Origin of the sequence: Mesorhizobium sp. M7A.F.Ca.ET.027.02.1.1 (assembly GCF_004022985.1) — a bacterium.
In the GTDB taxonomy this organism is placed as follows: Bacteria; Pseudomonadota; Alphaproteobacteria; order Rhizobiales; family Rhizobiaceae; genus Mesorhizobium.
In genome coordinates, this window is record NZ_RZOL01000378.1 from 1 (window position 1) to 5,958 (window position 5,958).

General features: G+C 61.4%; 10 protein-coding genes. 3 read left to right on the forward strand and 7 right to left on the reverse strand.

All coding sequences use genetic code 11. From position 1 onward, the window contains the following. The 6 genes from EN749_RS28800 to purC form a co-directional block, all read right to left on the reverse strand. On the reverse strand, positions 1-350 hold a 350-nt coding region (locus EN749_RS28800; RefSeq protein ID WP_128364421.1), incomplete at its 3' end, for a hypothetical protein. Then, the gene (locus EN749_RS28805) at positions 347-1,012 is read right to left on the reverse strand and encodes a glutathione S-transferase family protein (protein ID WP_128364422.1); all 666 of its coding nucleotides are present in this window, start codon (positions 1,010-1,012) and stop codon (positions 347-349) included. The genes EN749_RS28805 and EN749_RS28800, both read right to left, overlap by 4 nt. A gap of 84 nt (positions 1,013-1,096) precedes the next feature. After that, positions 1,097-1,765, reverse strand: coding sequence for a phosphoribosylformylglycinamidine synthase subunit PurQ (purQ, locus tag EN749_RS28810; protein ID WP_027036974.1), 669 nt, complete (start codon positions 1,763-1,765; stop codon positions 1,097-1,099). Continuing rightward, positions 1,762-2,016 (reverse strand): hypothetical protein, encoded by a 255-nt coding sequence (locus EN749_RS28815; protein WP_128364423.1) that lies wholly within the window; start codon positions 2,014-2,016, stop codon positions 1,762-1,764. Before EN749_RS28815 ends, purQ begins: the two co-directional genes overlap by 4 nt. Before the next feature lie 19 nt (positions 2,017-2,035). Beyond that, positions 2,036-2,278: a phosphoribosylformylglycinamidine synthase subunit PurS gene (purS, locus tag EN749_RS28820; RefSeq protein WP_013532128.1), complete on the reverse strand. Its 243-nt coding sequence runs from the start codon at positions 2,276-2,278 to the stop codon at positions 2,036-2,038. A 43-nt stretch (positions 2,279-2,321) separates the two neighbouring features. Further along, a complete protein-coding gene (gene purC / locus EN749_RS28825; RefSeq protein WP_013532127.1) occupies positions 2,322-3,116 on the reverse strand; it encodes a phosphoribosylaminoimidazolesuccinocarboxamide synthase in 795 nt (264 codons plus the stop codon). A gap of 276 nt (positions 3,117-3,392) precedes the next feature. Here purC and EN749_RS28830 point away from each other — a divergent pair, with 276 nt between their 5' ends. Together EN749_RS28830 and EN749_RS28835 are read left to right on the forward strand one after the other, a co-directional pair. Further along, on the forward strand, positions 3,393-3,713 hold the full coding sequence (locus EN749_RS28830) for a DUF1476 domain-containing protein (protein WP_013532126.1): 321 nt from the start codon (positions 3,393-3,395) through the stop codon (positions 3,711-3,713). Positions 3,714-3,839: 126 nt separating this feature from the next. Beyond that, a complete protein-coding gene (locus EN749_RS28835; protein WP_127269901.1) occupies positions 3,840-4,613 on the forward strand; it encodes an HpcH/HpaI aldolase/citrate lyase family protein in 774 nt (257 codons plus the stop codon). Between the two features lie 6 nt (positions 4,614-4,619). Here EN749_RS28835 and EN749_RS28840 read toward each other — a convergent pair whose 3' ends face one another. Continuing rightward, positions 4,620-5,174: an alpha/beta hydrolase gene (locus tag EN749_RS28840; RefSeq protein WP_127810641.1), complete on the reverse strand. Its 555-nt coding sequence runs from the start codon at positions 5,172-5,174 to the stop codon at positions 4,620-4,622. Positions 5,175-5,423: 249 nt separating this feature from the next. On the opposite strand from EN749_RS28840, the gene EN749_RS28845 reads away from it, so the two are divergent. Further along, positions 5,424-5,958: VOC family protein (locus EN749_RS28845; protein ID WP_145991040.1), on the forward strand; the 535-nt coding region annotated here is incomplete at its 3' end.

The window sequence follows — 5,958 nt, forward strand, 5'->3', positions numbered from 1 at the left end:
ATGCGGGCGCCGAGCGGATCGTTCATCAGCGGTCCGAAGACGTCGACGCGGCTAGAATTGCCTTGCGCCTGCACGACCAGCAAAGGTTTGCCGCCATAGTGCTTGGCCGGCACCAGCAGGAAACGCGGCGTGCCGCTGAACGAATTCAGCTCATTGGCCATCTGGTACGGTTTGAAGGCTGGGTCCTTGCTGGCGATCCAGCATTTGTGGGCAGCGATCGCCACTTGTTCCATAGCCAGCAGCGCAGCACTTTTGCCTGAGGGAACAGGCGTGCTCTTTGGCGTCGACTGGCAGGATGCCAGCACAAAGCCCGCCGCGGCGACCAGCGCGATCGTCTTCGACTTGATCAAGCGGCACCCATCTCAAGCTCGGACAGAAAAATCTTCAAACCATCGGTCATCTCGCCCCACACCCGCGACAATGCCGGGTGTTGCGAGGCGATCTGCTGGTAGGCGTCGAATTTCGGATAGGCGTCGAGCAGGTCGTGGCGTCCCGTCATCGCGCGGAGATTGTTGAAGATGAACCGTGTCGGCGTCAGCCAGGCATCGGCGAAGCTGATGTCGTCGCCGAGTGCGAAGGGCCCTTGCGCCATGCGCGCCTCGATCGCCGCCAGTCCATGATGCAGGCGGGCAAATTGGGCGTCGATCTCGACATTGTTGCGCTTCGGCACGAAATGGAGCTCGAAAAGCTTCATCGTTGGGGTCAGCACGTCGAGATCGGTGATGCGGGCGAACATGCGCACCAGCGCGCGGTCCTTGGAATCGGGCGGCAGCAGCGCCGGCTCCGGAAACCGTTCCTCGAGATATTCGGCGATGACCACCGATTCGACGATCGTCTCGCCCGAGCCGGTGATCAGCACCGGAATCCGGTTCATCGGCGAGATGGCGCGAAACTCTTCCGGGATGGGAAAACCGGGCGGCGGCGCGATGATCTTGAGCGGTACGTCCTTGATGTAGGCCAATGCCCGCACGATCGACGAGTAGGGCGACAACGGCCGCGAATAGAGTTTCATGACCGTCTCTCTCCCCAATGAACCAGACTTGCTCCAAAGAGACAGGAATGTCCGGCTGTTTTCAAGCTGTTCGCTTCGATATCGTCAGGCGGCGATGCCGAGGGCGCTCTCGAACAGTCCGCGGCCGTCGGTACCGCCATGGGCTGCTTCGATCAGGTTTTCCGGGTGCGGCATCAGCCCGAGCACATTGCCTTGGCTGTTGACGATGCCGGCAATGTCGTTGATCGAGCCGTTGGGGTTGGTGCCCTCGGCATAGCGGAACACCACCTGGCCTTCGCCTTCGATTCGGGCAAGCGTGTCGGCGTCGGCGAAATAATTGCCGTCATGATGCGCGACCGGCGAGCGGATGATCTGGCCCGGCTGATAGCGGCGGGTGAACATGGTATTGGCGTTGGTGATCTCGAGTTTCACCTGCCGGCAGACGAATTTCAGCGAGGTGTTGCGCATCAAGGCGCCCGGCAACAGGCCGGCCTCGACCAGGATCTGGAAACCGTTGCAGACGCCGATGACCGTAACGCCGGCGGCCGCTTTTTCGGCCACCGCCCGCATGACCGGCATGCGCGCGGCGATCGCGCCGCAGCGCAGATAGTCGCCGAAGGAAAAGCCGCCCGGAATGGCGATCAGGTCGACATCGGGGATTTCGGTATCGGTCTGCCAGACGGTGACCGGGGGTGTTCCCGAAATCTTGGTCAACGCCGCGATCATGTCGCGGTCGCGGTTGAGGCCGGGCAGGAGGACGACGGCTGATTTCATTTTGGTTCGTAAGGCCTCTGGGCTTCGGCGAGCTCGCGCAGGTCGAGACGCTGCTCAATCCGTTCAAGACGTTGATCGATACGGCCTGTTATCGCGTAGATATTGTTGACGTCCGTTTGCGTGCTCAACGCCTGCAACCTGATCGCGACAATCTCGTGCTTGACTTCGCCCAGGCCACTCTCAAGTCGATCCATTCGTGAATGGATTTTCTTGACAAGCTCGTACATCAGTTCATTCGTGACTTCAGGCATACGTGCCTCCGGCACAACCTTAGGTAAGCGTCACACTATAATTCTCAATCACCGTGTTCGCCAGCAGCTTGTCGCACATGGCCTTGAGGTCCGCTTCGGCCTTGGCCTTGTCGCTTTCCGCCAGCTCGACGTCGAACACCTTGCCCTGCCGCACCGTGCCGACGCCGCCGAAGCCCAGGCCGGACAGCGCGTGTTCTATCGCTTTGCCTTGCGGGTCGAGCACGCCGTTCTTGAGGGTGACGGTAATGCGGGCCTTGATCACGCTGGACATGCTCCTGTTCTGAGTATCGGGAGGCAAGCCGCGATCAGTGCGGCTTGCCTTTGAGGCCGTCGGTCGAGGCGACAAGCACCGGGCCGGTTGGGCGCGGCGGTTCGTTCTCGTTCATGATGCCGAGGCGGCGGGCAACTTCCTGGTAAGCCTCGACGAGGCCGCCCATGTCGCGGCGGAAACGGTCCTTGTCGAGCTTGTCCTGCGTCGCCACGTCCCACAGGCGGCAGGAATCCGGCGAGATCTCGTCGGCGACGACAATGCGCATCATGTCGCCTTCGAACAGCCGGCCGCATTCGATCTTGAAGTCGACGAGCTGGATGCCGACGCCCATGAACAAGCCAGAGAGGAAGTCGTTGACGCGGATGGCCAGCGCCATGACGTCGTCGATCTCCTGCGGGCTCGCCCAGCCGAACGCGGTGATGTGCTCTTCCGACACCATCGGATCGTCGAGCGCGTCGGCCTTGTAATAGAATTCGATGATCGAGCGCGGCAGAACGGTGCCTTCCTCGATGCCGAGCCGCTTGGACAGCGAACCGGCGGCGACATTGCGTACCACCACTTCGAGCGGAATAATCTCGACTTCCTTGATCAGCTGCTCGCGCATGTTCAGCCGGCGGATGAAATGGGTCGGAATGCCCATGCGGTTCAAATGGTTGAAGATGTACTCGGAAATGCGGTTGTTGAGGACGCCCTTGCCGTCGATGACCTCGTGCTTCTTCTTGTTGAACGCGGTGGCGTCATCCTTGAAGAACTGGATAAGCGTGCCCGGTTCGGGTCCCTCATAGAGTATCTTGGCCTTGCCTTCATAAATGCGGCGGCGATTTTTCATCTGGATTTTTCTCTGGGGTTCCGGACAGGGCGGTATCAGACCATTTCCTGTCCGTCTGCCTGAAATAAGTGCGGCTACGGTAGGGTTCAATGCCGGGTCTATCCCAATCACATCGTTTGCTCAATCGGCAAATCCTTCCAATCAACCGCTTTCGGGACTGAAATGCCGCAGCGCAGCATTCGATGAAGCGTATTGACCGACCCGCGACCTTTTGGTTTGTGCTTTGGCAACGCACATATTCACCGCCAACGAATCGAATTTGACCGGAGGGACGCCATGAGCAGCATGAAAGACCGCGAAGAGGGCTTTGAGCGTAAATTCGCATTCGACGAGGAGCTTCGGTTCAAGGCCTCGGCGCGCCGCAACAAGGCGCTCGGCCTGTGGGCCGCCGAAAAGCTCGGAAAGTCCGGCGCTGATGCCGACGCCTATGCCAAGGAAGTGGTTATCTCCGACATCGAGGAAGCCGGCGACCACGACGTGTTCCGCAAAATCCGCGGGGATTTCGACGCGGCCGGCGTCGAGCAGTCGGACCACCAGATCCGCCGCACCATGGACGAACTGATGGCGCAGGCGATCGAGCAGATCAAGAACACCTGATCCGGGCCATGCGCTGATCCCGGCCATACGCTGGACCAATCGACCGCCCGGCCTATCCGGGCGGTTTTTCTTTGCCTTTGTCGCGGTTTCCGGCTGAAACTGCCGGAGTTAACAAGGAAAGTATCCATGTCCCTGAAGTCCCGCCTCGCGGCCGACGAAACGCTGTTCACCGCATGGTCCGGCGTGCCGGATGCCTTGACCGTCGAAATCGTCGCCAAGCAGGGTTTCGATGCCGTCACGCTCGACATGCAGCATGGCGGCCATCACGAAGACAGCGTGCTGCGTGGCCTGGTGCCGGTGCTCGCTGCCGGCAAGCCGGCGCTGGTGCGCATTCCCGTTGGCCGTTTCGACATGGCAAGCCGCGCGCTCGATTTCGGCGCCGAGGCAGTCATCGCGCCGATGGTGAATTCGGTTGCCGATGCAAAACTGTTCGCCGCCGCCATGAAATACCCGCCGCTCGGCGAGCGCTCCTGGGGTCCGACCTACGCTTTTCCGCGCCACGGCCAAGGCGACCAGGCCGACTGGCTGCGCGACACCAACCAGCGCACGATGGCCTTCGCCATGGTCGAGACGCGTGCCGCCCTCGATGCGCTCGATGGCATCCTCGACACGCCCGGCATCGACGGCATCTTCCTCGGCCCGTCGGATTTCTCGATCGCCTGGAGCAATGGTGCGACCGTCAATTCGACGCTGGAAAGCATGATGGAGACGGTGGCATCGGTGGCCGAGCGCACCCGCAAGGCCGGCAAACATGCGGCGATCTACGTTGTCGAGCCGGCAATTGCCGGCCGGGTCGTGTCGATGGGCTATCGCCTGCTGGCCATGGGCTCCGAGCATTCGCTGATCGGGCTTGGGGCAAAAACGCTGATCAAGAGCGTCCGCGATTCGATCGGGTCCTGAAGACGCTCAAGGTTTCAGATCCGTCAGGAATTTGGCGAAGGTCATTGAACCTTCGGGCCAAGGACCAAAACCTGAATCCGGGTTGAGATGACCGGTCTCACCGGCATCGATGAACAGCGAACCCCAGGCGCCGGCGATGTCCTCCGCGACATCGAAGGCGCAGAACGGATCGTTGCGGCTGGCGATCACGATCGAGGGAAAGGGCAGCGGCTCACGCGGATAGGGGCCGAAGGTCATCAGGTGCCTGGGCCTGATCTCGGGATTGGCGACGTCGGGAGGTGCCACGAAGAAGGCCCCGGCAACCGGCTTGCGGAACTGCGTAATGGCTTGCACTGCAGCGGCGACACCGAGCGAGTGCGCCACCAGGACGACCGGCCGCTCGGCCTCGTTGACCGCCTCGGCAACGCTCGCCGTCCAGTCCTCGCGAACCGGCTTCGACCACTCGGCCTGTTCGACGCGGCGCGCCGTCGACAGTTTCGACTGCCAGCGGCTCTGCCAATGGTCGGGGCCGGAATTGGTGTAGCCCGGTACGATGAGAATATCTGCTTCCTTGACCTTCATGGCGCTGAGATAGCGAGCGGCATCGCTTCGTGCAACCAGCAGGAACGACGCTTTTGATCACAATAGTGAACACCATGTTCGCTTCTTCGCGTCTTGTGTGAACGATGCCGATGGACGATCTGTGGTCAGGAAAAGAAACAGCCGTGCGCGGGAACCCTGACTTTGGAACTGACACGACGTACAATGATCGGCGGAGTGGGGCTTCTCGCCTTGGGAGCTTCATCGCAGGCCGGTCGAACGGAGCATTCGATGAGCGAGTTGCCTTTTGCCGCCACCACCCCGGTCAGCGTTGCCCGCGTCGGGCTGAAGGCGCGCGACGCGGAAAGCCTTGCCGCCTATTACCGCGAAATTGTCGGTCTGCAGGAGTTGAGCCGTGCCGATGGCGCGATCACCCTGGGCGCCGCCAACCGTCCGTTGTTGGTGCTTGAGCAGGACGCTTCAGCCAAGCCGGATGATCCGCGCAGCGCCGGGCTGTTCCACACCGCCTTCCTGCTGCCCAGCCGCGCCGACCTCGGCCGCTGGATCAACCACGCCATATCAAACAAGATCGCGATCGAGGGCGCTTCCGACCATCTGGTCAGCGAAGCTCTGTACCTGACCGATCCCGAAGGCAATGGCATCGAGATCTATGCCGACCGCCGTGCGCAGGACTGGAAGTGGAATGGCGACAAGATTGCCATGGCGACAGAACGGCTGAACATTCCGTCCGTCGTTGCCGAAGTGCCGGCGGGTGATGCCGGCTGGCAGGGGACGCCGGAAAACAGCATCGTCGGCCATGTCCACC

Coding starts and splice junctions, on each gene's coding strand:
- EN749_RS28805 (WP_128364422.1), bottom strand. CDS start 1,012: ATGAAACTCTATTCGCGGCCGTTGTCGCCCTACTCGTCGATCGTGCGG.
- purQ (WP_027036974.1), bottom strand. CDS start 1,765: ATGAAATCAGCCGTCGTCCTCCTGCCCGGCCTCAACCGCGACCGCGAC.
- EN749_RS28815 (WP_128364423.1), bottom strand. CDS start 2,016: ATGCCTGAAGTCACGAATGAACTGATGTACGAGCTTGTCAAGAAAATC.
- purC (WP_013532127.1), bottom strand. CDS start 3,116: ATGAAAAATCGCCGCCGCATTTATGAAGGCAAGGCCAAGATACTCTAT.
- EN749_RS28830 (WP_013532126.1), top strand. CDS start 3,393: ATGAGCAGCATGAAAGACCGCGAAGAGGGCTTTGAGCGTAAATTCGCA.
- EN749_RS28835 (WP_127269901.1), top strand. CDS start 3,840: ATGTCCCTGAAGTCCCGCCTCGCGGCCGACGAAACGCTGTTCACCGCA.
- EN749_RS28840 (WP_127810641.1), bottom strand. CDS start 5,174: ATGAAGGTCAAGGAAGCAGATATTCTCATCGTACCGGGCTACACCAAT.